General features: G+C 71.7%; 28 protein-coding genes and 1 riboswitch. Of the genes, 13 read left to right on the top strand and 15 right to left on the bottom strand.

What is annotated here, in order from left to right; translation table 11 throughout:
* Positions 1–67 precede the first annotated feature (67 nt).
* Complete coding sequence (locus ABZ707_RS26275; RefSeq protein ID WP_360179520.1) at positions 68–517, top strand: hypothetical protein; 450 nt, start codon at positions 68–70, stop codon at positions 515–517.
* A gap of 23 nt (positions 518–540) precedes the next feature.
* On the opposite strand, the gene mug is transcribed toward ABZ707_RS26275, so the two are convergent.
* From mug to ABZ707_RS26250, 5 genes are all read right to left on the bottom strand, one after another.
* Positions 541–1,080, bottom strand: coding sequence for a G/U mismatch-specific DNA glycosylase (mug, locus tag ABZ707_RS26270; RefSeq protein WP_360179518.1), 540 nt, complete (start codon positions 1,078–1,080; stop codon positions 541–543).
* Between the two features lie 88 nt (positions 1,081–1,168).
* Positions 1,169–2,611 carry an adenylosuccinate lyase gene (gene purB, locus ABZ707_RS26265; protein ID WP_360179516.1) on the bottom strand — a complete coding sequence of 481 codons (1,443 nt, stop codon included), beginning with the start codon at positions 2,609–2,611 and terminating at the stop codon, positions 1,169–1,171.
* A gap of 59 nt (positions 2,612–2,670) precedes the next feature.
* Entirely contained in the window at positions 2,671–3,477 is an 807-nt protein-coding gene (locus tag ABZ707_RS26260) for an SGNH/GDSL hydrolase family protein (RefSeq protein WP_360179514.1), read from the bottom strand.
* An 83-nt stretch (positions 3,478–3,560) separates the two neighbouring features.
* Positions 3,561–4,574, bottom strand: a complete 1,014-nt coding sequence (locus ABZ707_RS26255; protein WP_360179604.1) for a hemolysin family protein — start codon at positions 4,572–4,574, stop codon at positions 3,561–3,563.
* Positions 4,574–5,935 carry a hemolysin family protein gene (locus tag ABZ707_RS26250; RefSeq protein WP_360179512.1) on the bottom strand — a complete coding sequence of 454 codons (1,362 nt, stop codon included), beginning with the start codon at positions 5,933–5,935 and terminating at the stop codon, positions 4,574–4,576. The genes ABZ707_RS26255 and ABZ707_RS26250 overlap by 1 nt, the downstream gene beginning before the upstream one ends.
* Positions 5,936–6,269: 334 nt before the next feature.
* Here ABZ707_RS26250 and ABZ707_RS26245 point away from each other — a divergent pair, with 334 nt between their 5' ends.
* Both ABZ707_RS26245 and ABZ707_RS26240 read left to right on the top strand, forming a co-directional pair.
* Positions 6,270–6,497, top strand: coding sequence for an antitoxin (locus tag ABZ707_RS26245; protein ID WP_360179510.1), 228 nt, complete (start codon positions 6,270–6,272; stop codon positions 6,495–6,497).
* The gene (locus ABZ707_RS26240) at positions 6,494–6,865 is read left to right on the top strand and encodes a fic family toxin-antitoxin system, toxin component (RefSeq protein WP_319682326.1); all 372 of its coding nucleotides are present in this window, start codon (positions 6,494–6,496) and stop codon (positions 6,863–6,865) included. Before ABZ707_RS26245 ends, ABZ707_RS26240 begins: the two co-directional genes overlap by 4 nt.
* A 16-nt stretch (positions 6,866–6,881) precedes the next feature.
* Here the strand turns inward: ABZ707_RS26240 and bioD are convergent, their stop codons facing one another.
* Genes bioD through bioB form a run of 3 tightly spaced genes read right to left on the bottom strand, consistent with a single transcriptional unit; the run spans position 6,882 to position 10,066 of the window.
* On the bottom strand, positions 6,882–7,649 hold the full coding sequence (bioD, locus tag ABZ707_RS26235; RefSeq protein ID WP_360179508.1) for a dethiobiotin synthase: 768 nt from the start codon (positions 7,647–7,649) through the stop codon (positions 6,882–6,884).
* Position 7,650: 1 nt separating this feature from the next.
* On the bottom strand, positions 7,651–8,940 hold the full coding sequence (locus ABZ707_RS26230) for an adenosylmethionine--8-amino-7-oxononanoate transaminase (RefSeq protein WP_360179506.1): 1,290 nt from the start codon (positions 8,938–8,940) through the stop codon (positions 7,651–7,653).
* Positions 8,933–10,066, bottom strand: coding sequence for a biotin synthase BioB (gene bioB, locus ABZ707_RS26225; RefSeq protein ID WP_360179504.1), 1,134 nt, complete (start codon positions 10,064–10,066; stop codon positions 8,933–8,935). Before bioB ends, ABZ707_RS26230 begins: the two co-directional genes overlap by 8 nt.
* A 143-nt stretch (positions 10,067–10,209) precedes the next feature.
* Between bioB and ABZ707_RS26220 the strand changes: the two genes are divergently transcribed.
* Positions 10,210–11,376 carry an 8-amino-7-oxononanoate synthase gene (locus ABZ707_RS26220; RefSeq protein WP_360179502.1) on the top strand — a complete coding sequence of 389 codons (1,167 nt, stop codon included), beginning with the start codon at positions 10,210–10,212 and terminating at the stop codon, positions 11,374–11,376.
* Positions 11,377–11,404: 28 nt separating this feature from the next.
* Here ABZ707_RS26220 and ABZ707_RS26215 read toward each other — a convergent pair whose 3' ends face one another.
* Entirely contained in the window at positions 11,405–11,662 is a 258-nt protein-coding gene (locus tag ABZ707_RS26215; RefSeq protein ID WP_360179500.1) for a DUF397 domain-containing protein, read from the bottom strand.
* Between the two features lie 8 nt (positions 11,663–11,670).
* The gene (locus ABZ707_RS26210) at positions 11,671–12,525 is read right to left on the bottom strand and encodes a helix-turn-helix transcriptional regulator (protein ID WP_360179498.1); all 855 of its coding nucleotides are present in this window, start codon (positions 12,523–12,525) and stop codon (positions 11,671–11,673) included.
* 276 nt (positions 12,526–12,801) lie between these two features.
* On the opposite strand from ABZ707_RS26210, the gene ABZ707_RS26205 reads away from it, so the two are divergent.
* On the top strand, positions 12,802–13,236 hold the full coding sequence (locus ABZ707_RS26205) for an ATP-binding protein (RefSeq protein WP_360179496.1): 435 nt from the start codon (positions 12,802–12,804) through the stop codon (positions 13,234–13,236).
* 111 nt (positions 13,237–13,347) lie between these two features.
* Here ABZ707_RS26205 and ABZ707_RS26200 read toward each other — a convergent pair whose 3' ends face one another.
* The 3 genes from ABZ707_RS26200 to ABZ707_RS26190 form a co-directional block, all read right to left on the bottom strand.
* The gene (locus ABZ707_RS26200; RefSeq protein WP_360179494.1) at positions 13,348–13,824 is read right to left on the bottom strand and encodes a C40 family peptidase; all 477 of its coding nucleotides are present in this window, start codon (positions 13,822–13,824) and stop codon (positions 13,348–13,350) included.
* 2 nt (positions 13,825–13,826) lie between these two features.
* Positions 13,827–14,013: riboswitch (cyclic di-AMP (ydaO/yuaA leader) on the bottom strand.
* A 309-nt stretch (positions 14,014–14,322) separates the two neighbouring features.
* Positions 14,323–14,631, bottom strand: coding sequence for a hypothetical protein (locus ABZ707_RS26195; protein WP_360179492.1), 309 nt, complete (start codon positions 14,629–14,631; stop codon positions 14,323–14,325).
* A gap of 6 nt (positions 14,632–14,637) precedes the next feature.
* Positions 14,638–15,291 (bottom strand): ATP-dependent Clp protease proteolytic subunit, encoded by a 654-nt coding sequence (locus tag ABZ707_RS26190; protein WP_360179490.1) that lies wholly within the window; start codon positions 15,289–15,291, stop codon positions 14,638–14,640.
* Positions 15,292–15,361: 70 nt separating this feature from the next.
* Here ABZ707_RS26190 and ABZ707_RS26185 point away from each other — a divergent pair, with 70 nt between their 5' ends.
* The 8 genes from ABZ707_RS26185 to ABZ707_RS26150 all read left to right on the top strand — a co-directional run bounded on the left by ABZ707_RS26185 (position 15,362) and on the right by ABZ707_RS26150 (position 22,226).
* Positions 15,362–15,706, top strand: coding sequence for a type II toxin-antitoxin system Phd/YefM family antitoxin (locus ABZ707_RS26185; protein ID WP_360179488.1), 345 nt, complete (start codon positions 15,362–15,364; stop codon positions 15,704–15,706).
* A 233-nt stretch (positions 15,707–15,939) separates the two neighbouring features.
* Positions 15,940–16,242, top strand: a complete 303-nt coding sequence (locus tag ABZ707_RS26180) for an urease subunit gamma (protein ID WP_360179486.1) — start codon at positions 15,940–15,942, stop codon at positions 16,240–16,242.
* 16 nt (positions 16,243–16,258) lie between these two features.
* A complete protein-coding gene (locus ABZ707_RS26175; RefSeq protein ID WP_360179484.1) occupies positions 16,259–16,570 on the top strand; it encodes an urease subunit beta in 312 nt (103 codons plus the stop codon).
* Complete coding sequence (locus ABZ707_RS26170; RefSeq protein ID WP_360179482.1) at positions 16,563–18,284, top strand: urease subunit alpha; 1,722 nt, start codon at positions 16,563–16,565, stop codon at positions 18,282–18,284. Before ABZ707_RS26175 ends, ABZ707_RS26170 begins: the two co-directional genes overlap by 8 nt.
* Positions 18,285–18,309: 25 nt before the next feature.
* Complete coding sequence (locus ABZ707_RS26165; RefSeq protein WP_360179480.1) at positions 18,310–18,972, top strand: urease accessory UreF family protein; 663 nt, start codon at positions 18,310–18,312, stop codon at positions 18,970–18,972.
* A 46-nt stretch (positions 18,973–19,018) separates the two neighbouring features.
* Complete coding sequence (gene ureG, locus ABZ707_RS26160; protein WP_360179478.1) at positions 19,019–19,705, top strand: urease accessory protein UreG; 687 nt, start codon at positions 19,019–19,021, stop codon at positions 19,703–19,705.
* Positions 19,702–20,469 (top strand): urease accessory protein UreD, encoded by a 768-nt coding sequence (locus ABZ707_RS26155; RefSeq protein WP_360179476.1) that lies wholly within the window; start codon positions 19,702–19,704, stop codon positions 20,467–20,469. Before ureG ends, ABZ707_RS26155 begins: the two co-directional genes overlap by 4 nt.
* A 179-nt stretch (positions 20,470–20,648) precedes the next feature.
* On the top strand, positions 20,649–22,226 hold the full coding sequence (locus ABZ707_RS26150; RefSeq protein ID WP_360179474.1) for an alpha/beta hydrolase: 1,578 nt from the start codon (positions 20,649–20,651) through the stop codon (positions 22,224–22,226).
* 95 nt (positions 22,227–22,321) lie between these two features.
* Here the strand turns inward: ABZ707_RS26150 and ABZ707_RS26145 are convergent, their stop codons facing one another.
* Both ABZ707_RS26145 and ABZ707_RS26140 read right to left on the bottom strand, forming a co-directional pair.
* Positions 22,322–23,371, bottom strand: coding sequence for an NAD-dependent epimerase/dehydratase family protein (locus tag ABZ707_RS26145; protein ID WP_360179472.1), 1,050 nt, complete (start codon positions 23,369–23,371; stop codon positions 22,322–22,324).
* A 65-nt stretch (positions 23,372–23,436) separates the two neighbouring features.
* A complete protein-coding gene (locus ABZ707_RS26140; protein ID WP_360179470.1) occupies positions 23,437–24,138 on the bottom strand; it encodes a lysophospholipid acyltransferase family protein in 702 nt (233 codons plus the stop codon).
* Between the last annotated feature and the right edge of the window lie 187 nt (positions 24,139–24,325).

The following is a 24,325-nucleotide window of genomic DNA, read 5'->3' as shown; positions in this document are numbered from 1 at the left end:
AGGCCGCTCCCGGTCCCGTTCGCCTGACGGGCCGCCAATTGTCAGTGGCCGGGGGTTTACTGGCCCTATGACCACCGCACAGCATCTCGCCGTCATAGAGCGGCTGCGCGTCCGTGAATTCCCGGCGGAGCGCGGCCCGTCCGAGGCGGGCACGAGCGGACCGGGCTATCACCTCGCCGAACTGCCCGGAGCCGGCGGCTTACAGGACGGCGGCTGCGGGGACGGCGGCGCCCACTCGGCGGCGGACGCCGATCAGTACGCGGCCGAGCACACCGCGCTGGCGGAGATCCTCACCGCGCGCTTCGGCGAGCCGCAGTACATCAGTCTCTGGAGTGGCCTGGTCCGGGGCGGCGAGGGGGAGGAGATACCGGAGCCCTGGCGGGAGTTGAGCAGCGGGGTGCCCTGGCTGCGACTGTGGCGTACGGGTGACCGCTGGCTCGCGGTGGGCCTGGCAGGCGGGACGGGGGACCGGCCGTTCCGCCTGGTCGCCGCGGTGACGGTGACGGACCCCCCGTAGGGCCGCGCGGGGACCCGCCCCTCTCAGGGGCGTTCGGCTTCCGCGCGCAGCCTGCCGTACTCCTCCGCCATCGCCGCCGTCGACCAGTGCGCGTTGAGCCCGCTCGGGTTGGGCAGGACCCATATCCGGGTGTCCCCGATCGTCCGCTGCTGCGGGCCGATCCGCGCCTTCCGGTCGTCGAAGGCGGCCCGGTACGCGGTGACGCCGACCACGGCCAGCCAGCGTGGCCGCAGCCGGATCACCTTGGCGGCGAGGAGCCGGCCGCCCTCCTGGTATTCGGCGGCGCTCAGCTCGTCGGCCCGCGCCGTCGCCCGCGCCGCGACATTGGTGATACCGAGGCCGTACGCGGGCAGCTCGTCCTGCTCGGCCGGCGCGAGCTGTCGCGGCGTGAAGCCGGAGAGATGCAGGACCGGCCAGAAACGGTTGCCGGGACGGGCGAAGTGATGGCCCGTCGCCGCCGACATCAGGCCGGGGTTGATACCGCAGAACAGCACCCGCAGCCTGTCCGCGACCACATCGGGGAGCACCCGGTCACGGGCCGCCTCCAGTTCCTCCGGCCTCATCCGGAGACCGCCCTCCGGCCCGCCGGCCGGAACGGCAGCCGACGCGTTCCCCCGCCCCGCCGACCCGCCCGCGCCCCGGTCCGCACGGTCAAAGGATCGACCCCGGCGTGTACCCCGCGGCCTCCGGGTGCTGCTTCACGATCTCGTCGATACGCGAGACCAGGGTCGCGATCTGGTCCTCCGCGGCGCCGGTGAAGGACAGCTTGTCCGCCATCAGCGCGTCGAGCTGACCCCGGTCGAGCGGCATACGCGCGTCGGCGGCGAGCCGGTCCAGCAGCTCATTGCGCTCGGCGCCCTGCTCGCGCATCGCCAGCGCCGACGCCACCGCGTGCTCCTTGATGACCTCGTGCGCCACCTCCCGGCCCACTCCCGCGCGCACCGCGCCCATCAGCATCTTCGTCGTCGCGAGGAACGGCAGATAGCGGTCCAGCTCACGCGCCACGACCGCCGGGAACGCGCCGAACTCGTCCAGGACCGTCAGGAAGGTCTCCAGCAGCCCGTCGAACGCGAAGAACGCGTCGGGCAGCGCCACCCTGCGGACCACGGAGCACGAGACGTCCCCCTCGTTCCACTGGTCGCCCGCCAGCTCACCGGTCATCGACGCGTAGCCGCGCAGGATCACCATCAGGCCGTTGACCCGCTCGCAGGAACGGGTGTTCATCTTGTGCGGCATCGCGGAGGAGCCGACCTGGCCGGGCTTGAAACCCTCGGTGACCAGCTCGTGCCCGGCCATCAGCCGGATCGTCTTCGCGACCGAGGAAGGCGCCGCGGCGAGCTGCACCAGCGCGGTCACCACGTCGTAGTCGAGCGAGCGCGGATAGACCTGGCCGACCGAGATGAACGCCTGGGCGAAGCCGAGATGGCCCGCGATGCGCCGCTCCAGCTCCGCCAGCTTCGCGGTGTCCCCGCCCAGCAGGTCCAGCATGTCCTGGGCGGTGCCGACCGGACCCTTGATCCCGCGCAGCGGGTAGCGGTCCAGCAGGTCCTCCAGGCGTCCGTACGCCACCAGCAGCTCGTCGGCTGCCGTCGCGAAACGCTTGCCGAGGGTGGTGGCCTGCGCGGCGACATTGTGCGAGCGGCCGGCCATGACCAGCTCCCCGTACTCACCGGCGAGCTTCCCGAGGCGGGCGAGCACCGCGACCGTGCGGTCCCGCATCAGCTCCAGCGAGAGCCGGATCTGGAGCTGCTCGACGTTCTCCGTGAGATCGCGGGAGGTCATGCCCTTGTGCACCTGCTCATGGCCGGCGAGGGCGTTGAACTCCTCGATCCGTGCCTTCACATCGTGGCGGGTGACCTTCTCGCGCTCGGCGATCGACGCCAGGTCGACCTGGTCGAGGACGCGCTCGTAGTCGGCGATCGCGCCCTCGGGCACCTCGATGCCGAGATCCCGCTGCGCCCGCAGCACGGCCAGCCAGAGCTGACGCTCCAGCTTCACCTTCTGCTCGGGGGACCACAGCACGGCCAGCTCCGCCGAGGCGTAGCGGCCGGCAAGGACATTGGGGATGCGAGGCTTCGCAGACACGGCAGTCACGTGAGCAGATTCTACTGGCGGTTTGCGCAGGTCGGCGCCGCCGCCGGGTTTGTGGCTCGCTACGAGAGCCCCGACGGCCCGTCGCCGGCCTGCCCCGGCGCCTCGTAGGCCAGCAGCTCCGGCCTCTTGGGCAGACGGCCGTCGCCGGTGGAACGCCCGGTGATCCGGCGCATGACCCAGGGCCCGAGATGCTGCCGCGCGAACCGCACGTCGCTCGCGCGCCGCGTCAGCCACCGGACGGGGACGGCCGCGGGCAGCCCGGCGCGCCAGTCGTCCTCCGCGGCCTGCCCCAGCGCCTGCCAGACGGCCTCGGCGACCCGGCGGTGGCCCTCGGCGGTCAGATGCAGCCGGTCGACGTCCCACAGCCGCTGATCACCGAGGGGACGCTCCCCGTACAGATCGACGACCAGGGCGTTGTGCCGCACCGCGAGCTCGTCGACAAAGGCGAAGAGCTCCTCCATCCGCGGCCGGAAGCGCTCCATCACGGGACCGTCGCGGCCGGGGGTGTGCATCAGGACCAGGTGCTTGCAGGAGGGCGCCAGCCGCTCCACGGCCTCCTCCAGGAGACCGCGCACCCGTCCCATGTCGCACTTCGGCCGGAGAGCGTCGTTTCCGCCGCCGACCAGGGTCACCACGTCCGGCGCCATCGCCGCGGCGACGCCGACCTGCTCGTCGAGTATCTGGCTCATCAGCTTGCCGCGCACGGCGAGGTTCGCGTACCGGAAGCCGGGCGTACGGGCGGCGAGACGCGCGGCGAGCAGATCCGCCCAGCCCCGGTACGAGCCGTCCGGCAGCAGGTCCGACATGCCCTCGGTGAAGGAGTCACCGACCGCGACAAAACTCGTGTAGTTGGCATTCATCTCCATGGCCGAGTGATCGTACCGTGTGGTACGTCCGGCCATCGGACGGGTGGTTCCAAAAGCCCGCGGGGCTGCCGGACGGGGTCGGGTCAGGCGTGCCGGCCCACCAGCTCGCGCAGCACGTCCTCCATCGTCACCAGACCTTCCAGCTTCCCGTCCTCGTCCAGCACCGCGGCCAGATGGGTGCGGCTGCGCCGCATCGCGGTCAGGACATCGTCCAGCGGCGTCGCCGCGCGCACCCGCGCGATCTCGCGCATCGCCCGGACCGGGATCGGCGCATCGCGCGGTGTCACGTCCAGCGCGTCCTTCACATGGAGGTAGCCAAGGATCCGCCGTGAGGAGTCCACGACCGGGAAGCGGGAGAAGCCCGAACGCGCCGCGAGCGCCTCCAGCTCCTCCGGAACGACTCCGAGCCGCACGGAGACCACCTGCTCCAGCGGCATCACCACATCGCGCACCGGACGACGCCCCAGCTCCAGCGCGTCGTGCAGCCGCTCGGCCGCGCGGTCGTCCAGCAGCCCCGCGTGGCCCGCGTCGGTGACCAGCCGGGAGAGCTGGTCGTCGGAGAAGGTCGCGGAGACCTCGTCCCTGGTCTCCACCCTGACCAGCCTCAGCAGGCCGTTCGCGAACGCGTTGACCATGAAGATGACCGGGCGCAGCGCCCGCGCCAGTCCCACCAGTGGGGGACCGAGCAGCAGCGCGGCCCGTGCCGGTTCGGCCAGCGCGACGTTCTTCGGGACCATCTCGCCCAGCAGCATGTGCAGATAGGTCGCCAGGACGAGCGCGATCACGAACGAGACCGGATGCACCACGCCGTGCGGCACGCCGACCGCGTCGAAGAGGGGTTCCAGCAGATGCGCGATGGCGGGCTCGGCGACGATACCGAGCACCAGCGTGCACAGGGTGATACCGAGCTGCGCCGCCGCCAGCAGCGCGGACACATGCTCCAGCCCCCAGATGACACTGCGCGCGCGCCGGTTGCCCGCCTGCGCCTCCGGTTCGATCTGGCTGCGGCGTACCGAGATCAGAGCGAACTCCGACGCGACGAAGAAGGCGTTGACGACAAGCGTCAGCAGGCCGACCAGAAGCTGGACCGCGGTGATCATCCGGTCTCCCTGGAGCGGTCGGTGGTGTCGGTGAGGCCGGAGGGGTCGGCCCCTCGGCGGGGCGCGCGCAGCCGCAGCCGGGCCGCGCGCCGGCCACTGGCGTCCACGACCTCGATCCGCCAGCCGGCCCATTCGATGTGGTCCCCCTCGGAGGGGATACGGCCCAGCTCGGTGGCGACGAACCCGGCGAGCGTCTCGTACGGCCCCTCGGGCATCCGCAGCCCGATGTCCTCCAGCTGGTCGGCGCGTACCGCTCCGTCCGCCGACCAGAGCGCCCTGCCCTCCGGGTCCTCGCCCTCCCGGGCCAGATCGGCGGTCTCCTGAGGGTCGTGCTCGTCGCGTACCTCGCCGACGACCTCCTCGACGATGTCCTCCAGCGTCACCACACCCGCCGTGCCGCCGTACTCGTCGATGACAACGGCCATCGTGCTGCCGCCGGACAGCCGGTCGAGGAGTTTGTCGACGGTCAGGCTCTCCGGCACCAGCAGCGGCTCGCGCAGCAGCTCGGCCACCGGGTGCCGGGGCCGTCGCGCGGCCGGGACCGCCAGCACGTCCTTGATGTGCGCGATGCCGGCGACCGCGTCGAGGGTCCCCCGGTAGACGGGGAAGCGCGACAGACCGGTGGCGCGGGTGGCGTTGGCGACGTCCTCCGCGGTGGCGTGCACATCGAGGGCCACCACCTGCACACGCGGGGTCATCACATTCTCGGCGGTCAGCGCGGACAGGCTCAGTGTCCGTACGAACAGCTCGGCGGTGTCCGCCTCCAGCGCTCCTTCCTTCGCGGAGTGCCGGGCCAGCGCGACCAGTTCCTGGGGGCTGCGGGCGGAGGCCAGCTCCTCGGTGGGCTCCAGGCCGAACCGGCGGACGATGCGGTTCGCGGTGGCGTTGAGATGGGCGATGAAGGGGCGGAAGGCCATGGTGAAGTACCGCTGCGGCGTGGCCACCACCTTCGCGACCGCCAGCGGGGACGAGATCGCCCAGTTCTTCGGGACCAGCTCGCCGACGACCATCAGGACAACGGTCGACAGGGCCGTGCCGATGACCAGGGCGACCGAGGACGCGACGGAGGGGGAGAGGCCGGTGGCCTCGACCGGTCCCCGGATCAGCCGGCCGATGGACGGCTCGGCGAGCATGCCGACGACGAGATTGGTCGCGGTGATGCCGAGCTGGGCGCCGGAGAGCTGGAACGTGAGGCTGCGTACGGCCTTCAGGGCTCCCGCGGCGCCCCGCTCGCCCCGCTCGGCGGCCTGCTCCAGATCACCGCGCTCGACGGTGGTGAGGGAGAATTCCGCCGCCACGAAGACGCCGCAGAGGAACGCCAGCGCCACCGCGACGAGGAGAAGGAGCACTTCGGTCATCGATTCACCTCCGTGCCATGATCCGTCAGCGGGATGCGGGCCGCGCGATGTCGGACCCCGCTGGACCGGCTGTGACGGGAAGGCTCGCGCATGGCGGACGGTCACACCTCTCGGTCGGTGGCGGTCGGTGGCGGGGCGAAGGCGGGGCGACGGCGTGTGACGCTCCATCGTAGGGTCGTGTCCCGCGGCGGTGGCCGTCTTCCGGCGCCGCCGACGCGCGCCAGGCCCGCCCCCGGGCCCGGCCGTACGGGGCGCGTTCACCGAGATGCCGGGGCGGGCGCGTCCGCCGTATGCGCCCTTGCCGGTGCTAGCGCCATCGCGCTAGCGTGGTGGTATGGCGAAGACCCAGCTCAACGTACGCGTGGACGAGACCGTCGCCGAGGCCGCCCGCCGCCGGGCCTCCCAGCGGGGGATGAGCGTGAATCGCTATATCGAGGAGCTGGTCAGACATGACGAGGGCGAGACGGGCCGCGCGTTCGTCGAGGCGGCGGCCGACTTTATGAAGCAGTACGAATCGGTCTTCTCCGAGGAGTTCGGCACGGAGCGTGACGGCGCACGGTGACCCTGCGGATCGAACTCGCCTGGCTCCTCATGGTCGCGGAGCACAACACCCCCGGAGACCCGCAGGTCGCCGACTGGGGCGCGCTCGTCGCCGCGGTCAGCCGCCATGAGGCGGAGATATTCGGCATCCCCGTCTACCGCGACCCGCACGCCCGCGCCGCCGCCCTGCTCCAGCTTCTGCTGCATGTCCCGGCCCTGGAGCGGTCCAACGCGCTGTTCGCCTCCGCCGTGGCCTACGGCTATCTCGTCGCCAGCGGGCTGAAGGTCGTCACCTCGCCCGAGCGGGTGCGGGACCTGGCCAAGCTGGTCAAGGACGGTACGGCCGACGTCCGCACCATCGCCGACGAACTGCGGGTCTGGAGCCGCTGAGCGGAACCCGTACCGCTCAGCGCGGGCCCGGCCGGTCTCCGCGCTCCGGCCGGTGAGCGGTGGCCGGTTCCGGGCCGGACTCCGCGCCGAACGCCGCCGCGTCCCATCCGCCGTACAGCCGTGGCGCCAGCCACCGCGCGGCACTCGCCCGGAATTCCGTCGGCGCCAGCGCGCCCACTCCTTCCGGTACGGCCCCCAGCAGCGGGGCCCCCGCCGCCTCCGGCAGATCCGCCAGATTGCAGCGCGCCGCGAGATCGGGCGCGGCCGGCCAGCTTCCGATGACCACGCCGAGCGGATCGAGTCCCCGTGCGCGCAGCGCCTCCGCGGTCAGCGCGGTCGCGTTCAGGGTGCCGAGCCCGGCGGGCGCGACCACCAGTACCGGGGCCCGCAGCAGCCGCGCGGCGTCCGCGAGCGTGGCGCCCGTCTCGTCGAACCGTACGAGCAGCCCGCCCGCGCCCTCGACGAGCACCAGATCGTGGTCGGTGGCGAGCTTCTCGGCCGCGACGGCGATCTCGGACGGCCGCACCGGCGGAGCTCCGGCCCGCCGCGCGGCGGTCGCCGGTGCCAACGGCTCGGGATAGCGCGCCAGTTCGACCGCGGTGACGGGACCGGCCAGCCTGACCACCTCGTCCGCGTCACCGGCGGCCGTGGGGCCGACGCCGGTCTGGGCGGGCTTGAGCACCGCGACCGTACGTCCGCGCGCCAGCGCGGCGGCGGCGACCGCGGCCGTGACGACGGTCTTGCCGATCTCCGTCCCGGTCCCTGTCACGATCATTACCGGCATGTCAGCCCTCCCGTGCCGCCGCGGTCACCGCGCGGCAGATCCGTGCGACATCGTCGTCGTCCGTCACATACGGCGGCATCGTGTACACGAGATCGCGGAACGGCCGCAGCCAGACGCCCTCCCGCACCGCCGCCCGGGTCGCGGCCGCCATGTCCACCTCGTGGTCGAGCTGGACCACACCGATGGCGCCCAGCACCCGCACATCCCGTACGCCGGGGAGGGCCGCCGCCTCCGCGAGCCCCTCCTCCAGCCCCGTCCCGATCCGCTTGACCTCCCGCTCCCAGTCCTGGCCGAGCAGCAGTCCGATCGAGGCGTTGGCGACCGCGGACGCCAGCGGATTGCCCATGAAAGTGGGGCCGTGTGCCAGCACGGGGACCTCGCCCCGGGAGATGCCGTCGGCCACCCGCGAGGTGCACAGCGTCGCCGCCAGCGTGAGATAACCACCGGTCAGCGCCTTGCCCACACACATCACATCGGGCGAGATCCCGGCCTGCCCGGCGGCGAAGAGCGTGCCCGTACGGCCGAAGCCCGTGGCGATCTCGTCGAGGATCAGCAGCACGTCGTGCTCGTCGCAGGCCTCGCGCAGGACCCGCAGATACGCGGGGGAGTGGAAGCGCATTCCGCCCGCGCCCTGAACCACCGGCTCGACGACGACCGCCGCCAGTTCCTGGGCGTGACGGGCGATCAGCGCGCGCAGGCCCTCCGCGTAGCTCTCCTCGTACTCCACCGGTGGCGCCCCGGCGAAGATCTGACGCGGCAGCACACCCTGCCACAGCCCGTGCATCCCGCCGTCGGGGTCGCACACCGACATCGGCTGCCAGGTGTCGCCGTGATAGCCGCCCCGCCAGGTCAGCAGCCGCTGCTTGGCGGGCCGGCCGGCGGAACGCCAGTACTGCAGACACATCTTCACCGCGACCTCGACGGACACGGAGCCCGAGTCGGTGAGGAAGACATGGCGCAGCGGTTCGGGGGTGATGTCGACCAGTGTGGCCGCGAGCCGCACGGCGGGCTCATGGGTGAGCCCGCCGAACATCACATGGCTCATCCGGTCGAGCTGGCCGCGAGCCGCCTCGTTGAGCACGGGGTGGTTGTAGCCGTGGATCGCGGACCACCAGGACGACATCGCGTCGACCAACTCGCGTCGGCCGTGGGCCGGTTCGGCGAGCCGCAGCCGTACCCCGGACGCGGACTCCACGATCAGCGGTTCCGCACGGCCGGGCATGGGCCCGTACGGATGCCAGACATGGGCCCGGTCCAGGGCCAGCAGTTCAGCGGGTGGCAGCTCAGGCATTGGGCGCCAGATCCGTACCGGCGCCCCGGCGGCGCACCGCCACCAGATCCGTACGGGCCGGCGGGACCTCGGCGCCCGCGGCCGGAGCGGTCTCGCCGCCGCCACACGGGGCGCAGCCGCCGCCGCGGTGTTCCGGCAGGGTCGTCGTGTCGGCGCCCTCCACCTCGAAGCCGGCGTCCGCGATCATCTCCAGGTCCGCCTTGCCCTCCTGGCCCTCGCTGGTCAGATAGTCACCGAGGAAGATCGAGTTGACCAGGTGGAGCGCGAGCGGCTGCATCGAGCGCAGATGCACCTCGCGTCCGCCCGCGAGCCTGACCTCCACGTCCGGGCAGACGAAGCGGGTCATCGCCAGGATGCGCAGGCAGCGCTGCGGGGTGAGGTTCCACTCCTTGGCGAGCGGAGTTCCCTCGAACGGGATCAGGAAGTTGACCGGCACCGAGTCCGGGTCGAGTTCGCGCAGGGAGAAGACCACATCGACGAGATCCTCGTCGCTCTCGCCCATCCCGGCGATGAGTCCCGAGCAGGCGGACAGGCCCGCCGTCTGGGCCTGCCGCACGGTCTCGACCCGGTCGGCGTACGTGTGCGTGGTGGTGATGTCCCCGTATGTCCCCTCGGACGTATTGAGATTGTGGTTATAGGCGTCGGCGCCCGCCGCCCGCAGCCGCTCCGCCTGCCCGTCCGAGAGAAGGCCGAGGCAGGCGCACACCTCGACGCCTTCGTTCTGCTCCTTGATCGCCTCGATGGTCCGCGAGACCCGGTCGACGTCCCGGTCCGTCGGGCCGCGTCCGCTCGCGACCAGACAGACCCGCTTCGCGCCGCCCGCCACCCCGGCGGCCGCGGCCTTCGACGCCTCGTCGGGCTTGAGCCAGGTGTACTTGAGGATCTCAGCCGTGGAACCGAGCCGCTGAGAGCAGTACGAGCAGTCCTCGGGACACAGACCGGACTTGAGGTTGACCAGGTAGTTGAGTTTCACCCGCCGCCCGAACCACTCACGGCGTACCTTCCCGGCCGCGGCCACCACGTCGAGCAGCTCGTCGTCGGAGGTCGCCAGCACGGCGAGCGCTTCTTCGCGGGTCGGCAGCTCGCGCCGCAGGCCCTTCTCCACCAGCGTCTTCAGCAGATCCATGGCGCTGATCCTCGCCTACCTGACAGCTCGCGGCAAAGGAGGAACCCCACAACACGGCCGGATCGACGTGTGTGTATGACCACACCCTGCCCCGGTCCGGCCCCGGTTAGGGTCTGTGCGCTGCCTACAAAAGGACGGGACCCATGGAGCGGGATTTCCCCGGCTGGACCGACGATCCGTTCGCGTGGACCGGGGACGAGGCGCTGCGCCGTGAGCGTTCCGGTCTGGTCCGTACGCTCCGGCCGCGCGGGGCCGACTCCGCCCTGCTGGACCTGGCGAGCAACGACTATCTGGGCCTGGCCCGCCATCCGGCGGTGACCGGCGCCGCCGCGGCGGCCGCCCGCCGCTGGGGCGCGGGCGCCACCGGCTCCCGGCTGGTCACAGGAAGCACCGCGTTGCACGCCGAGCTGGAGCGCGAACTGGCCGATTTCTGCGGGTTCGAGGCCGCGCTCGTCCTCTCCTCCGGATACGCGGCCAATCTCGCCGCCCTCACCGCGCTGACGACCGGGGACTCCCTGATCGTGTCGGACGCGGGAAACCACGCCTCGATTGTGGACGGCTGCCGGCTCTCGCGCGCCGAGAAGGTCGTCGTGCCGCACGCGGAGCCCCTGGTCGTACGCAAGACGCTCGACGCACACCCGGGGCGGCGGGCTCTGGTGGTGAGCGACGCGGTGTTCTCGGTGGACGGCGACGCGGCGCCGCTGCGGGAACTGGCCGAGGTCTGCCGTACGCGGGGCGCCGCACTGCTCGTCGACGACGCGCACGGTCTGGGTGTGCTCGGCGCCGGGGGCCGGGGCGCCCTGGACGCGGCGGGCATCGCGGGAGCGGGCGGTGTGGTGGCCACCGTCACCCTCTCCAAGTCCCTGGGCAGCCAGGGCGGCGCGGTCCTCGGGCCGGCCCGGGTCATCAGCCACCTGGTCAACGCGGCCAGGACCTTCATCTTCGACACGGGCCTGGCACCCGCCGCCGTGGGCGGCGCCCTGGAGAGCCTGCGGCTGCTGCGCCGCGAGCCCGCCCGGGCGGACCGGGTGCGCGCCGTCGCCCGCACCCTGCACGCGCGGCTGACCGGGGAAGGGCTCACCGCCGTACGGCCGGACGCCGCCGTGGTCTCCGTCCGGGCGCCGTCACCGGAGGCGGCCGTGCGCTGGGCCGCGGACTGCCGCGCCGCGGGCCTGGCCGTGGGATGTTTCCGGCCGCCGTCGGTGCCGGACGGCATCTCCCGGATCAGGCTCACCGCCCGCGCCGACCTGACGGACCAGCAGATCGACGCGGCGGTGCGGACGGTGGTGGCGTCCGCACCGCCGCGCTGAGTCTTACGGACCCGGGCGGGGCGGTCCCTCAGTCGGTGAGTGCCTCCTCGCGCAGCGCGGACAGGAATGACGTCCAGGCGCCCGTGGAGAAGGCCAGCGGGGCGCGGCGCACGTCCTTGGAGTCACGTACGGCGAGCCCGGCCGCGCCGGTGCGGGCGGTCTCCACGCAGTTGTTCATCCCGGTACTGCGGCTGCTGCGCCGCCAACCGGTCGTCAGGACCGGGGGAGTTGTGGAAGGAATGGAGTCTGAGTTCTGGGCGGAAAGCCCCTGGGGGCGAGCGGTCATGATGCTCCCTACGCGCCGTCACCGATCCCGGCGATGAGATCCAAAGAGTCCTCGGGCGAGAGGGCACGCGCCTGCATCGTGCGGAATGCCGCGCCGTACGCCTCCAGCTCTTCTTTCCGCTCCAGATAGAGGCTATTCGTCAAGTGGTCGAGAACGACCAAATCCAGATCAGTAATGCCTGGAAAGGAGAAGATAACGAAAGGTCCGGTGAGCCCGACATAGCCGCCGGCGGCGAACGGCAGTACCTGTACACACACATGGGGGAGACGGGCCAGCTCCACCAGCCGCCGTAGCTGCTCCCGCATCACCCCCCGGCCACCCACCTCGCGCAGCAGCACGGCCTCGTCGAGCACGGCGTTCAGCTCCAGCGGACTCGGCGCGCGCAGCGCCTCCTGACGGGCGAGCCGTACCTCCACCAGGGAGTCGACCGTCGCGGCCGGCAGGCCCTCCAGCGCCGCCTGTGTCACGGCACGGGCGTAGCCGGGGGTCTGCAGCAGGCCCGGCACCACGGAGGTCTCCAGGGTGCGCACGACGCGGGCCTGGGACTCCAGGCTGATGAAGTCCCGGTAACCGGGCGGGATCACACCGTCGTACGCCTTCCACCATCCGGGCCCGGTGCCCGGCACGCCGGCCAGAGCGCCCAGCAGCGTCCGCAGCCGGGGGTCGGCGATCCGCAGCGCGTCGAGCAGGCCGGCCAGGTCGGTGTCCTTCACCCCGCTGACACCCGTCTCGATACGGCTCACCTTCGACTGGTGCCAGCCGAGCAGCCGCGCCGTCTCCCCGCTCGTCAGCCCCGCGCTCCGGCGCAGCCTGCGCAATTCGTCACCGAGCCTGCGTCGGCGTACCGCCGGAATATGCCGCATGACCGAACCACTTCCTCTTGCCCGTGCCGCTTGTCCGTCTGCCCGTGCTCGCGCCATTCGGGGGCGCGGCGGAGAAGCTATCTTTCCGGGGCTCAAATACGGTCTCGCGTAGCAGAGTTCACCGCTACGGGCGACAGATATATGCAGATCTCGGTGGATCGGCTCTGTGAACGGCCCGACAAGTGGCAGTCTGACGCGGAGCACAGTCCGAGGCCGTCCGCGCAGTCATCCGCTCTGTGCCGGAGACCGGTCCGGCGGGAAAGGGACGGCGTCTTCATGGCAGACCGGCAAGAGGCATCCATCACCCTTCCGAGCGACCCCGCGGCCGTACCCGCGGCGCGAAGATATGTCGCGGACCTGCTCACCGAGTGGGGACTGCCCGCGGACGCGGAGACCGTCGACACGGTCCGGCTGATCGTCTCGGAGCTGGCGACCAACGCCGTACAGCACACACTCGGCCAGTCGCCCACCTTCACGGTGGAGATCCGGCTGGACCGTCACGAGGAGCTGCGCCTCGGTGTCACCGACAGCCATCCGCGCTGGCCGCAGCGGCTTCCCGCGCCGGTGCAGCAGGACAACGGCCGAGGCATGGTCATCGTCCGTTCGCTGACCGCCGAGTACGGCGGCCGGCTGGTCGTCACCCCGACCGCGGAGGGCGGCAAGACGGTCTGGGTCACCCTGCCCTGGACGGTGGCCCCGGGTCAGATCTGATCCGGGGACCGGCTCGGGAGCCGCCAGGACGGGTGGGAGCGCCCGGGGAGGCGGCGCGTGGATCCGACGCGTCGTCAGCGGGCGCTCGGCTGCGGGGGCACCCCCGCGCCCTCAGTTCACCCGGCCGTACCAGACGCTCCGGGACCAGATCCGCTCCAGCCGCACCACGGCGCCGGTCTTCGGCGAATGCCAGATCTTGCCCCGGCCGGCGTAGATGCCGACGTGGTAGATGTTGCTCCCGTAGTGGAAGAACACCAGATCGCCCTTGCGCCGGTGGGAGGGTGAGATGTGGCGGGTCCGGTTGTACTGCTGCTGGGCCGTGCGCGGGAGTCTCTTCCCCACCCTCTTGAAGGAATAGAGAGTCAGCCCCGAACAGTCGAAGCGATGCGGCCCGGTCGCACCGTACTGGTACGGCGACCCCTGTTTGGAAGCGGCGATCCGCAGTGCCTTGGTCGCGTGGCCGGGGACTGCGCTGGCCTCGTCGGCGGCGCTCGGCACCAGCATGGTGCCGCCGACGGCGGCGAGTGTGAGGACCGATACGGCACGGGTCCGTGAGAGCAAATTCGGGACATGCGTCTGCGCGGTCATGCTCAACCCTTCGTCAGCCGCTTGTGAAGGATGACCTGTCGGGTTCGGACAGGCGAAGATGCCCGGCCGCGCAAGCGGCTTCACCCCGAGGAACGGCCACAACCCGGTCGTCCCGTCACGCTTGGGTCCTCCACTCCTGCCGATCCACTCCTGTCGACCAGTCATCCGGTACGGCGGCAGGACTCAGCGTCCGCCCGGACCGCCTCGCCGAGGTGGCGGGGGCTTGTCGTTTCACGGATCTTGACGCGGAACCGGCGCGTTTCGGTGACGAAACGACGATATGTGAGTCTCATCACGTCTGACCCATACGGGTGGTCGGTCAACGGTTGATGACGGAGTGTCGGGGTTCGTCAGGGCCTGTAGCTGCAAGGAAACCGGCGGCGCCTCGCGCGTCCGGCCGCTTCGCGCAACTTGAGCGCCCGATCCGGGCCCGCGCGCCGCTAGGCCGAATGAGGGAGCCGTGCCCGTACGGGCGCGTCCGTACGGGAGGACACACCGTCAAGTCGCGTCCCCGGGGGGCATGGTGACCCTCCCGGCCCGCCGTTCCCCGTCCAGTACGCGCAGCGCGCGCGCCAGTGTCGCCGTGTGCAGCTCGGTCTCGCCCCTGGCGTGCATCGCCGTCAGCGCGTCCCGCAGCGCGGCCACCCGTGCGGGCAGCGCCTGCGCGGCGCGCAGGGCGCTGTAGGTGTCGGAGCCACGGGCCGGATTGATCCGCCCCAGCAGGTCGACGACCTGGAGATAGCTGTCCACGACGTCGCCCTCGGCGCGGGTCAGCGCGGGCAGCGGAGGCAGTTCCGGTGGCAGCATCGGCGACTACCGCCCGCCCGGAGAGCTGCCGGGGCCGGGGAGGGCCGCGGACGCCTTCCGGTTCCGCACCACGTGATCGACGAGCCCGTACGCCCTGGCGGCCACCGCGTCGAAGATCTTGTCCCGCGCGATGTCCTCGGTGATCCGCTCCGCGCTCCGGCCGGTGTGCCGCGCCAGCAGGGATCCCAGCAGGGAGCGCTGCCGCAGGATCTCCTCGGCCTGGATCGCCAGATCGGACGGCTGCCCCATGACGGGCTCCGCGACGGCGGGCTGCTGGAGGACGACACGGGCGCCGGGCAGCGCCATCCGCTTCCCCGGGGTGCCGGCGGCCAGCAGCACCGCCGCGGTCGAGGCGGCCTGACCGAGGCAGCTCGTCTCCACGTCGCAGGTGACGAGCCGCATCGTGTCGTAGATGGCCGACATGGCGCTGACCGAACCGCCCGGGGAGTTGATGTACAGACAGATGTCCTGGTCCGGCGCGGCGTACTCCAGATGCAGGAACTGCGCGATCACATCGTTGGCCGCGGTGTCGTCGACCGCGGTGCCGAGAAAGATGATCCGCTCCTCCAGCAGCTTGGAGTACGGGTCGAGGGTGCGGATGCCCCGGCTGGTGCGCTCGGTGAACTCGGGCAGGACGTGGCGGGCCGAAGGGCCGTTCATGGCGTACCTCTCCTCATGCGCGGTCTCTGTACAAAATGTACAGGACGTACAGGCCGTTATGATGGGGAGCATGGCCTACGAGATTCCGGTGACGCAAGCCCGGGCAGAGCTCGCCGATCTGATCAACCGTGTTGTCTACGGCGGTGAGCGAGTCGTTGTGACCCGGCACGGCAAGCCGCTCGTCGCTCTGGTCTCCGCCGCTGACCTGGAACGACTCGAAAAGGAGCAGGAGGCGGCGGAGGAGCGGGTGATCAGTTCCGTCTCGGCGATCCGCTCCCTGCCGTCCGCTCCCGGCGAACGCCGCCGCTTCGGCATCGCGGCCGAGCACCGTCCGGAGCCGCGCCAGGGACACCGGGAACCGGATCACCGCTCGGACGGCCGGGGTCCCCGGAGCGGTGAGCGTCCCGAGCGGTGAGCGTCCCGGCCGGGCACGGACGGTGACACCGTACGGACACGCCCTTCCGCTCCGTATACGACCCGGCGCCGCCGCAGGTGAGCGGGAGATCAGTTAACGCGCCGGAAAAACTTCCGCCCTAACGTGCGACGTCCGGCCGTAAGCTGCCCGCTCGCGGCCCGACGGAGTGTCGAAGCCGGCTCGACTACCGCTGTGCCCGGCCGCCACCGGGCCGGAGACGATGAGGTGGAAGCGTGCAACTGACCCCGCACGAACAGGAACGGCTGCTCATCCATGTGGCCGCGGACGTGGCGGCCAGGCGCCGGGCGCGTGGACTGCGGCTCAACCATCCCGAGGCGGTCGCCCTGATCACCTCGCACATCCTCGAAGGCGCCAGGGACGGCCGCACCGTCGCCGAACTCATGGCGTCGGGACGTCAGGTGCTCGGCCGCGGGGACGTCATGGAAGGCATCCCCGAGATGATCCACGACGTGCAGGTGGAGGCCACCTTCCCGGACGGCACCAAGCTCGTCACCGTCCATGACCCGATCGTCTGACGGGAGAGCGACCCCGATGATTCCCGGAGAGATTGTCTACGCCGAGGGCGCGATCGCCCTCAACGAGGGCCGAGAGGTCACCCGGCTCACCGTCCTCAACACCGCCGACCGGCCCGTCCAGGTCGGCTCGCACTACCACTTCGCCGAGGCCAATCCCGGACTCGCGTTCGACCGGGCCGCGGCCACCGGCAAACGTCTGCACATCGCCGCCGGCACCGCCGTGCGGTTCGAGCCCGGAATCCCCGTCGGCATCGCACTCGTTCCCCTCGCCGGTCTCCGCGCCGTGCCGGGCCTGCGGGGAGAGACCGGAGGTCCCCTCGATGACTGAGCTCTCCCGCGCCGTCTACGCCGACCTCTTCGGACCCACCACCGGCGACCGGATCCGGCTCGCCGACACCGATCTGTTCGTCGAGATCGAGGAAGACCGCTCGGGCGGACCCGGACTCGCCGGTGACGAGGCGGTCTTCGGCGGCGGCAAGGTGATCCGCGAGTCGATGGGCCAGTCCCGTACGACCCGGGCCGAGGGCGCGCCCGACACCGTGATCACCGGCGCACTGATCATCGACCACTGGGGGATCGTCAAGGCCGACATCGGGATCCGGGACGGCCGGATCACCGGGATCGGCAAGGCGGGCAACCCCGACACCATGGACGGGGTCCACCCGGACCTGGTCATCGGCCCCGAGACCGAAGTCGTCGCGGGCAACGGGAAGATCGTCACCGCGGGCGCCATCGACGCGCACGTCCACTTCATCTCGCCGACCGTCGTCGAGCAGGCGCTCGCCACCGGAGTGACCACCCTCGTCGGCGGAGGCACCGGACCCGCGGAGGGCACCAAGGCCACCACCGTCACACCGGGCTCCTGGCATCTCGCCAGGATGTTCGAGGCGCTGGAGACGTTCCCGGTCAACATCGGCCTGCTCGGCAAGGGCAACACGATGTCGCGCGACGCGATGCGTGCCCAACTGCGCGGCGGGGCACTCGGATTCAAGATCCATGAGGACTGGGGCGCCACACCCGCCGTGATCGACGCCTGTCTGAGCGTCTGCGAGGAGACCGGTGTCCAGCTCGCCATCCACACGGACACCCTGAACGAGGCGGGCTTTGTGGGCGACACCCTGGCGGCCGTCGCCGGGCGCACCATTCACGCCTACCACACCGAGGGCGCGGGCGGCGGACACGCGCCGGACATCATCACCGTGGTCTCGGAGCCCCATGTCCTGCCCAGCTCCACCAACCCGACCCGGCCGCACACCGTCAACACCATCGAGGAACACCTCGACATGCTGATGGTCTGTCACCACCTCAACCCGGCGGTGCCGGAGGATCTCGCCTTCGCGGAGTCCCGGATCCGGCCCTCCACCATCGCGGCCGAGGACATCCTGCACGACCTCGGCGCCATCTCGATCATCTCGTCCGACTCCCAGGCCATGGGACGCGTCGGCGAGGTGATCATGCGCACCTGGCAGACCGCGCACGTGATGAGGAAACGCCGCGGCGCACTGCCCGGCGACGGCCGCGCCGACAACCACCGCGCCCGCCGCTATGTCGCCAAATACACCATCAACCCGGCCGTCGCCCAGGGACTCGACCGGGAGATCGGCTCGGTCGAGACCGGCAAACTCGCCGATCTCGTCCTCTGGGAGCCGGCCTTCTTCGGCGTCAAACCGCAGCTCGTCATCAAGGGCGGACAGATCGCGTACGCGCAGATGGGCGACGCCAACGCGTCCATCCCGACCCCGCAGCCGATACTGCCACGCCCGATGTTCGGCGCTCTGGGCAGGGCCGCGGCGGCCGGCTCGGTCAACTTCGTCGCGGAAGCGGCGATCGAGGACGGGCTGCCCGAACGCCTCGGCCTGGCCAAGAGATTCGAGCCGATCGGGAACACCCGCCGGGTCACCAAGGCCGACATGCGGGAGAACGACGCCCGGCCCCGTGTCGAGGTCGACGCCGACACCTTCACGGTGACCATCGACGGCGAGCCCGTCGAGCCGGCGCCCGCCGCCGAACTCCCACTCGCCCAGCGGTACTTCCTCTTCTGATGCGCCCATTTCCCCGAGGTGTCCGATGAGCCGCGCGGCGCTGCTCGTCCTCGCCGACGGCCGGTTCCCGGCCGGCGGTCACGCCCACTCGGGTGGCGCCGAGGCGGCCGTCAGGGCGGGGCGGATCCGTGACGCGCGGGACCTGGCGGCCTTCTGCCGGGGCAGGCTGCACACCACCGGGCTCACCTCGGCGGCGCTCGCCGCCGCGGCGGCCGGGGGCCTGGACCCGCTGGAACTCGACGAGGCGGCGGACGCCCGTACCCCGTCCGCCGCGCTGCGGGCGACCGGGCGCAGACTCGGCCGGCAGCTCATGCGGGCCGCCCGCGCCACCTGGCCGAGCCGGGAACTGGACGCGCTCGCCGCGGCCCGGCCGCGCGGTGCGCACCAGCCCGTCGTGCTCGGCCTCACCGCGCGCTCCGCCGGACTCGCACCCGAGGACGCGGCGCACTGCGCGGCGTACGAGACGATCAGCGGACCGGCCACCGCGGCCGTACGGCTCCTCAGCCTCGACCCCTTCGACGCCACCGCCGTGCTCGCCCGTCTCGCCCCGGAACTCGACCGGGTCGCCGAGCGGGCCGCGCTCGCGGCAGGGGAGGGGATCGACGCGCTGCCCGCCGCCTCCGCCCCGCTGCTCGACATCATGGCGGAGACCCACGCGGCCTGGCCCGTACGGCTGTTCGCCTCCTGATCCGACCCCCGCCACCGACTCGTACCGTCCAGACAGGAGCCGCACCATGCACCTCGATCACACCCCCGCGGGCCCGGCCGCCGTCAGCGCCGACGCCGTACGTCCCGACGGCAGGCGGCGCGCCCTGCGCATCGGCCTGGGCGGGCCCGTCGGCTCGGGCAAGACCGCGACCGTCGCCGCGCTCTGCGGCGCCCTGCGCGACCGGCTGTCCCTCGCCGTCGTCACCAACGACATCTACACCCGCGAGGACGCCGAATTCCTCCTCCGGCACGCCGTCCTGCCGCCCGAGCGCATCCAGGCCGTCGAGACCGGAGCATGTCCGCACACCGCGATCCGCGACGACATCTCCGCCAACCTCGAAGCCGTCGAGGATCTGGAGGACGCCGTCGGGCCGCTCGATCTGATCCTTGTCGAGTCCGGCGGCGACAATCTCACCGCCACCTTCTCCCGGGGACTGGTGGACGCCCAGATCTTCGTGATCGACGTGGCGGGCGGCGACGACATCCCGCGCAAGGGCGGCCCCGGCGTCACCACCGCCGACCTGCTGGTGATCAACAAGACGGACCTCGCTCCCCATGTGGGCTCCGACCTCGGCCGGATGGCCCGCGACGCCAAGGAGCAGCGCGGCGATCTCCCGGTCGTCTTCACCTCGTTGAAGGCCGGACCGGGCGAGCCGGGAGTGGCGCCGGTGATGGACTGGGTGCTGGCGCGGCTCGCCGCCTGGACCGCATGAGCGTCCGCGCCACCGCCCGTATCGTCGCGACCCCGGCCGGGCTGCCCGTACTGACCGGCGACGGGCCCCTCGCGCTGCGCCGCACCCGGGCCCTCGGCCCCGGCGCCCGGGTGACCGTCGTGGGCGCGATGAGCGCGCCACTGGGCGGCGACCGGCTCGCGATCGAGGCGGAGGTACGCGACGGGGCCCGGCTGACCGTGGACGCCGCCGCGGCGACCGTCGCGCTGCCCGGCCGCCCGGCCCCGGCCGGCGACGGAACCGGCCGGGCGGCCGGACACGCCCGCTACGACCTGCGGCTGTCGGTCGGTGAGCGAGCGGAGCTGCGCTGGCTCCCGGAACAGCTCATCTCGGCGCACGGCAGCGACCTGCGGACGCACACCCGGGTCGAACTCGCCGCCACCGGCCGTCTGGTGCTCCGCGAGGAGCAGATCCTCGGCCGCCACGGCGAGCCGCCCGGCACCCTCCTCACCCGGCTCACCGTCCGCCGCGCCGGCCGCCCGCTGCTCGACCAGGAACTCTCCTACGGCCCCGGCGCACCGGACGGCTGGGACGGCGGAGCGGTCCTCGGGGGCCACCGGGCGGTCGGGCAGCTTCTGATCGCGGGACCGGAATTCGAGGAGAAACCGGCCCGGCCCCGGGTGCTGAGCGACACCGCGGTGCTCACTCCGCTCGCCGGGCCCGCCGTACTCGTCACCGCTGTCGCGCCGGACGCCCTGGTCCTGCGGCGCGTACTGGACGAGGTGCTGCTCACCGGTGGCCGCTGACGGACTGCCGTGGCTTCATGGTCCCGCACCGCTGAACGGGACCACGGGTCCCGGTTATCGATCGGGTAAAGAAACACCGAAGTGATCTGTTCTCAGGAACCTCTCGGGCGGGAGGATCCCGGGAAGCACCACCGAACAGCGCTGCCCAGCGCGGCGCACCACATTGGGGGAGGTTCCACTTGAGACGCACAGCAGTGCTCGGCTCGGCCGGTACTCTGCTCGCCGGCGCGCTCATAGCGGGCGCGATCGCCGCTCCGGCGGCCACCGCCGAAAGCCGGCACCACGGCGACTCCGCGGCGTACGGCGCCACGGTGGCCGCCGAGCGCGCCGCCAAGAAGGGCATCGACTGGCAGGACTGCCCGGCCGACTGGGCGTTGGAGAAGCCCATCCAGTGCGGCTGGGTGAGCGTCCCGCTCGACTACTCGAAGCCCAACGGCCGGCAGATCAAGATAGCCGTCGACCGTATCGGCAACACCGGCACCAAGAGCGAACGCCAGGGCGCCCTGATCTACAACCCGGGCGGCCCCGGCGGCTCCGGCATGGCGTTCCCGCGCCGGGTCGTCACCAAGAACGCCATCTGGGCGGACGCGGCGAAGGCATACGACTTCGTCGGCTTCGACCCGCGCGGTGTCGGCCACTCGTCCCCCATCTCCTGCGTCGATCCGCAGGAGTTCGTCAAGGCGCCGAAGCTCGACCCGATCCCGCGCGGCGAGGCCGACAAGCGCGCCCAGCGCAAGCTGGCGGCCGAGTACGCGGACGGCTGCAAGGAGCGCAGCGGCTGGATGCTGCCGCAGATGACGACGCCCAACACCGCACGGGACCTGGATGTCATCCGGGCCGCGCTCGGTGAGAAGAAGCTCAACTACCTGGGCGTCTCCTACGGCACGTACCTCGGCGCCGTCTACGGCACGCTCTTCCCGTCGCACGTACGGCGCATGATCGTCGACAGCGTGGTCAACCCGTCGAAGGAGAAGATCTGGTACGAGGCCAACCTCGACCAGGACATCGCCTTCGAGGGCCGTTTCCTGGACTGGAAGAAGTGGGTGGCGCAGAACGACGCGACCTTCCACATCGGCACCACGGCCGACCAGGTCCAGCGCAACTACGACAAGCTCCGCGCCGCCGCCAGGAAGGCGCCGTTCGGCGGCCTCGTGGGCCCGGCCGAGCTCGACGCGCTGTTCCAGAGCGCCGCGTACTACGACTCGAGCTGGGTGCCGGTCGCCAGCACCTGGAGCAAGTACCTCGCCGGTGACACCCAGGCGCTCGTCGACGCGGCGGCCCCGGACCTGTCCGACACCCAGGGCAACATCGCCTCGGAGAACGGCAACGCGGTCTACACCGCCGTCGAGTGCACCGACGCGAAGTGGCCCACGAGCTGGCAGAAGTGGGACCGGGACAACACCCGTCTCAGCCGGGACTACCCCTTCCTCACCTGGGGCAACGCCTGGCTGAACCTCCCCTGCGCCACCTGGGGCGTCAAGCAGCAGACCCCGGTCGAGGTCAAGACCGGCAAGGGCCTGCCGCCGGTGCTGATCACTCAGTCCACACGTGACGCCGCCACTCCGTACGCGGGCGCCGTCGAGCTGCACAAGCGGTTCAAGGGCTCGCGTCTGATCACCGAGCAGGACGCGGGGTCGCACGGCATCACTAACCTGGCGAACCCGTGCATCAACGACCGGGTGGAGTCGTACCTGCTGACCGGGGCGCTGGACAGCCGCGATGTGACCTGCGGTCCGCACGCCACACCCAAGCCGTGAGGCCGAAGCGGTAGCGGCAGTACCCGGGGGAGGGGCCGGCCGGACCGGCCGGCCCCTCCCTCCGGCATGCGGGCCGCCGGCCGGGGGCCCCTCGCTCAATGGCCGTGCCGCTCCAGCCAGTCGTCCTCCGCCGCGTAGTCGAAGAGACCGCCGTGCGCGCCGTAGTTCCGGGCCATCTCCGGGAAGGCGTCCTCCCAGCGGCGGTCGCGCAGGCGTTCGGTGAGCCATTCGACGGTCCCGGGCAGGGACTCGGCATAGCCGGTGACGGCCCGGTAGCCCAGCTCCCGTCCGGCCGCCGTCATGTCGTAGACCACAGGATGAGCGGTTCCCCAGGGGGTGTCCCCGATGGTCCCTTCCGGGGGAGGGCCGTCCACCAGCACGGTCTCGCTCTCCACTCCCAGGACCGCGTCGACGGCCGCGCCGATCGCGGCGACGTCCGGCGCCTCGGGGTCGCCGGCGTTGAGCACCCGGGAGCCGGGCCGGGCCGCCGCCAGTCTGATCAGCTCGGCGAGGTTGGCCACATGCATCGGATGAAAAACGCTCCTGCCGCCGTACGCCAGCACCCGCCGGCGACGGCCGTCCAGTGCCCGCTTGACGAAGTACAGCTCGCGCGGCGTACGGCAGTACGGCCCATGGATCGCACCGGCCCGCAACAGCGTCACGGGCAGTGTGCCGCCGGCCGCCAGGAGGTCCCGCTCCAGCCGCACCTTCCGTGTGCCGTACGTCGCCTCGCCCGGCGCCACCGTGCGCAGGCTCTCCGGGATCGGCACCGGATAGCGCGGAAAGCCGTCCGGTTCGCCCTGGGTGTCGAATCCGCGGCCCCGGTCGTCCTCGTACACCGCTCCGCTGGACATGACGACCGCCGAACCGATCCGGTCCGCGAGCCCGGTCAACTGCCGCGCGTGCGGCCGGCCGTAGGCCACCAGATCCACGATCACATCGCAGCCGTCTCCCACCAGCGCGGCCAGCGCCCCGTCGTCCTCCCGGTCCAGCCGCAGCGCCCGCACCTCCTCGGGCCAGCGCGGGTCCCTGCCGCCGCCGCGCGAGGCCGCGCGCACCTCCCAGCCGTCCTCGGCGAGTGCCTGGACGGCGACCCGCCCCGTCTGTCCTGTCGCGCCGATCACTACGGCGTTTCCCCTGGTCATGGGAGGGACGCTAAGCCGGGGGAGGGCATCGCGCCCAGGGCCTTACGCCGATGGCGGATCCGCTCTCAGCGGTGGCGCCGAGGGAACTTCTTGGCCTGCTCCGCCTTGACCTCGGCCGCGTAGCGGTCGACATACTCCTGTCCGGACAGTCCGAGGATCGCGTACATGATCTCGTCGGTGACCGCGCGGATGGCCGCCTTCTCGTCCTCCATGCCCTTGTAGCGCGAGAACTCCAGCGGCTCACCGAAGCGGATCGTCACTCGCTTGATGCGCGGGACCACCTGCCCGGGAGGCTGGATCTCGAAGGTGCCGACCATGGCGCACGGCACTACCGGCACCTGGGCCCTGATCGCCATCACCGCGACTCCGACCTTGCCCTTGTAGAGCCGGCCGTCGTGCGAACGGGTGCCCTCCGGGTAGATGCCCAGGAGTTCGTCCTTGGCCAGCACCCCCAGCCCCTCCCGGATCGCCGTCCGCCCGGCCTCCTTGCCCGACCGGTCCACCGGGATCTGACCGGCGCCGCGAAAGAAGAAGGCCGTCAGCCGGCCCTTGATACCCGGCCCGGTGAAGTACTCGGCCTTCGCGAGAAAGGTGATGCGCCGCTTCAGGATCGCCGGCATCAGAAAGTGGTCGGAGAACGACAGATGATTCCCCGCGACGATCGCCGCGCCGTCCGCCGGAATGTGCTCCAGGCCCTCGATCCTGGGCCGGAACAGCAGTCGCAACAGAGGTCCGAGCAGGACGTATTTGAGGACGTAATAGAACACAGGGTGCGCTCCTCACAGGCCCGGCCGGCTCCAGGACGGCGTTGTCCCAGGTCAACCGGGTTCCCCGGCGGAGGCAAGTGTATGTGCGGGTCTTGTCCGTTGTAACGGACCTGACCGGTCATGAACTCGCCCGTGCGCCGCGGCGGCGGCCTCACGGGCGGGTGCGGCCGGGGCGCCGTCGCCCGGG

This window comes from Streptomyces sp. NPDC006923 (assembly GCF_040635655.1).
Classification (GTDB): domain Bacteria; phylum Actinomycetota; class Actinomycetes; order Streptomycetales; family Streptomycetaceae; genus Streptomyces.
This window is presented reverse-complemented; position numbering and strand designations above follow the sequence as displayed.

What these genes read in the sequence shown, in the direction of transcription:
- ABZ707_RS26275 (WP_360179520.1), top strand. Translation starts at nt 68, where the DNA reads ATGACCACCGCACAGCATCTCGCCGTCATAGAGCGGCTGCGCGTCCGT.
- mug (WP_360179518.1), bottom strand. Translation starts at nt 1,080, where the DNA reads ATGAGGCCGGAGGAACTGGAGGCGGCCCGTGACCGGGTGCTCCCCGAT.
- ABZ707_RS26260 (WP_360179514.1), bottom strand. Translation starts at nt 3,477, where the DNA reads ATGGAGATGAATGCCAACTACACGAGTTTTGTCGCGGTCGGTGACTCC.
- ABZ707_RS26250 (WP_360179512.1), bottom strand. Translation starts at nt 5,935, where the DNA reads ATGACCGAAGTGCTCCTTCTCCTCGTCGCGGTGGCGCTGGCGTTCCTC.
- ABZ707_RS26245 (WP_360179510.1), top strand. Translation starts at nt 6,270, where the DNA reads ATGGCGAAGACCCAGCTCAACGTACGCGTGGACGAGACCGTCGCCGAG.
- bioD (WP_360179508.1), bottom strand. Translation starts at nt 7,649, where the DNA reads ATGCCGGTAATGATCGTGACAGGGACCGGGACGGAGATCGGCAAGACC.
- ABZ707_RS26230 (WP_360179506.1), bottom strand. Translation starts at nt 8,940, where the DNA reads ATGCCTGAGCTGCCACCCGCTGAACTGCTGGCCCTGGACCGGGCCCAT.
- bioB (WP_360179504.1), bottom strand. Translation starts at nt 10,066, where the DNA reads ATGGATCTGCTGAAGACGCTGGTGGAGAAGGGCCTGCGGCGCGAGCTG.
- ABZ707_RS26220 (WP_360179502.1), top strand. Translation starts at nt 10,210, where the DNA reads ATGGAGCGGGATTTCCCCGGCTGGACCGACGATCCGTTCGCGTGGACC.
- ABZ707_RS26215 (WP_360179500.1), bottom strand. Translation starts at nt 11,662, where the DNA reads ATGACCGCTCGCCCCCAGGGGCTTTCCGCCCAGAACTCAGACTCCATT.
- ABZ707_RS26210 (WP_360179498.1), bottom strand. Translation starts at nt 12,525, where the DNA reads ATGCGGCATATTCCGGCGGTACGCCGACGCAGGCTCGGTGACGAATTG.
- ABZ707_RS26205 (WP_360179496.1), top strand. Translation starts at nt 12,802, where the DNA reads ATGGCAGACCGGCAAGAGGCATCCATCACCCTTCCGAGCGACCCCGCG.
- ABZ707_RS26200 (WP_360179494.1), bottom strand. Translation starts at nt 13,824, where the DNA reads ATGACCGCGCAGACGCATGTCCCGAATTTGCTCTCACGGACCCGTGCC.
- ABZ707_RS26195 (WP_360179492.1), bottom strand. Translation starts at nt 14,631, where the DNA reads ATGCTGCCACCGGAACTGCCTCCGCTGCCCGCGCTGACCCGCGCCGAG.
- ABZ707_RS26190 (WP_360179490.1), bottom strand. Translation starts at nt 15,291, where the DNA reads ATGAACGGCCCTTCGGCCCGCCACGTCCTGCCCGAGTTCACCGAGCGC.
- ABZ707_RS26185 (WP_360179488.1), top strand. Translation starts at nt 15,362, where the DNA reads ATGGCCTACGAGATTCCGGTGACGCAAGCCCGGGCAGAGCTCGCCGAT.
- ABZ707_RS26175 (WP_360179484.1), top strand. Translation starts at nt 16,259, where the DNA reads ATGATTCCCGGAGAGATTGTCTACGCCGAGGGCGCGATCGCCCTCAAC.
- ABZ707_RS26170 (WP_360179482.1), top strand. Translation starts at nt 16,563, where the DNA reads ATGACTGAGCTCTCCCGCGCCGTCTACGCCGACCTCTTCGGACCCACC.
- ABZ707_RS26165 (WP_360179480.1), top strand. Translation starts at nt 18,310, where the DNA reads ATGAGCCGCGCGGCGCTGCTCGTCCTCGCCGACGGCCGGTTCCCGGCC.
- ureG (WP_360179478.1), top strand. Translation starts at nt 19,019, where the DNA reads ATGCACCTCGATCACACCCCCGCGGGCCCGGCCGCCGTCAGCGCCGAC.
- ABZ707_RS26155 (WP_360179476.1), top strand. Translation starts at nt 19,702, where the DNA reads ATGAGCGTCCGCGCCACCGCCCGTATCGTCGCGACCCCGGCCGGGCTG.
- ABZ707_RS26145 (WP_360179472.1), bottom strand. Translation starts at nt 23,371, where the DNA reads ATGACCAGGGGAAACGCCGTAGTGATCGGCGCGACAGGACAGACGGGG.